This window comes from Geobacillus sp. B4113_201601, from assembly GCF_001587475.1.
GTDB lineage: Bacteria > Bacillota > Bacilli > Bacillales > Anoxybacillaceae > Geobacillus > Geobacillus icigianus.
On the sequence record NZ_LQYX01000043.1, the window covers coordinates 1 to 1997 of the forward strand.

The window sequence follows — 1997 nt, forward strand, 5'->3', positions numbered from 1 at the left end:
TCTCTAAAAATAGGTATTTTCCGCAATCAAAATTGCGGAAAATACGGATGTTTTTTCTTTTTTATTTTGATACAGTGAAGGTAAAGACGACTGTCTGCATTCTAAAAAATTTTAGATGAGAGGTTTTTAGATGAACAAAAGTATTTATGATTTGTGCCAACCTGTTGGTGGTTTAATGACTTATCCACAATTACTACCTGTTGCGCATGGCGAACCGAAATATTACATTTGCGGTTCTAGCTTAGGTGATCTTAGTCAGATCGAAAACTTACGATACAATAACCACGGTAGTCAAATGGAACTTACCGGCGCGGGCGGAGATATAAGCTATGATATGGCGAAATTCAAATCGTTGGCTGAAACGTTGGAACGCTATTGTTCATGTGTATTTAATGAGGAACAGTTTATATGGGCCACTGCGGAAGAACTTGGAGAAGACGCTCTCGATCTAGATCAAATACCAGTTTGTTCGGAAAATGAGCTAAAACATCCGATGTGTCCGATACTAAAGCCTAATAAGAAAGAAAAAATAAGATGGGTTCGAGGCATCTCATTAACAAGCAAAAAATTGGTATGGGTTCCGGCTATTATGGTTTACTTGTATATCCCATACAAAAGCGAGGGAGAAAGGTTTTGGATTCCTATTTCAACCGGCTGTGCGATTCATACAAGCTACGAAGCTGCACTAATTAACGCCATTAATGAGGTTATTGAAAGAGATGCTATTTCTTTAACCTGGCTGCACAGGCTCCCTTTGGATAAAATTGAAATTGATATTTCCCTTCCAGATTGGGCAGAGTCTTATTTAGCCAAAAACAAAGAATATTCCTACTTTGAAACTTACTATTATAATGCGACTACGGATCTGGGCATACCGACGATTTATAGTGTTCAATTTTCTCCACATAATCCGAAGCTATCGACGGTCGTTATGTGCTCCACTGAATTAGATCCTTTGGTAGCTTTGACTAAAATTACGAGAGAGGCAGCATCTGTAAGAATTGCTCTCCAGCATAAGGAAGTTAAAGGCACTGATATCGATACGTTCAGAGACGTTTTTGAGGGTGCTTTATATATGGGATCAAGTTCAATGATGAAAGAATTTGATTTCCTGAAATATTCTCAAGGCCGATATCCATTCTCGAAGTTTCCTAACTACGCTACGAATGATTCGAAACAAGATTTAAATTTTTTAATTGAAAGATTGAAAGAAAAGAAACATGAAGTGATTGCAGTAGATTTGACCACGGATGAGGCTGCGCATTGCGGATTTCATGCAGTCAGAGTGATTATTCCGACGCTGCAACCTCTTTCATTTACTTATCGGGCGCGCTACTTGGGTACTAAAAGACTATATCAGGCACCTATCGATATGGGATATGGTGTTCGTACGGAGGAACAGATCAATCCTTTTCCGCAGCCGTTTGCATAAAACCAAAAGGGGGATCGTTTAATGAAAATCCAATTATTTGAAATTGGTGAATTTGCAAATCGGATTGGGGGCTTGCTAAGTAAGCGATTGGAAACGGATCGGATAAAAGTCGAGGACAATGACTTTGAAAAACTACCTGTCCGTTATGATGCTGACTTATATGTTGTAATATCGGAACATTTGTGTGTTGATCTATGTAAATATATTGACAATATCAATCATAATTATAAAAAATGTTTTCTGCCCATTGTTGTTGATCACCCTTACTTAACAGTGGGTCCGTTTGTCCAATACGGTCAAGGAGCCTGTTATCATTGCTATTACGAAAGATTTATGCAGCATAACCCAATCCCCCATGTTACAAGGGCTTTAGAAAGACACTACAGCGAGTTCATCGGAAAGGGCCCTAAAGGTTATCATCCATTAGATGTAGCAATTGTATCAAATTGGCTTTTTTATTCGGTAAAAAATAGTTTTAACCATTTTCAAGGAAAAGATCCATGGGCAATGGTTTGCCCTCCACCCGGGGATGAAAATCCTGCGTCAGTTCGGCATTTTCACGGAA

At 38.8% G+C, this 1997-nt stretch carries 2 protein-coding genes; both read left to right on the forward strand.

Annotated elements, in window-relative coordinates:
* Positions 1-130: 130 nt before the first annotated feature.
* Positions 131-1432 carry a YcaO-like family protein gene (locus B4113_RS07010; protein ID WP_061912365.1) on the forward strand — a complete coding sequence of 434 codons (1302 nt, stop codon included), beginning with the start codon at positions 131-133 and terminating at the stop codon, positions 1430-1432.
* A gap of 21 nt (positions 1433-1453) precedes the next feature.
* On the forward strand, positions 1454-1997 hold a 544-nt coding region (locus B4113_RS07015; RefSeq protein WP_201028604.1), incomplete at its 3' end, for a hypothetical protein.

Excerpts from the sequence above, each read along its gene's own strand:
- B4113_RS07010 (WP_061912365.1), top strand. The coding sequence starts at position 131 with ATGAACAAAAGTATTTATGATTTGTGCCAACCTGTTGGTGGTTTAATG.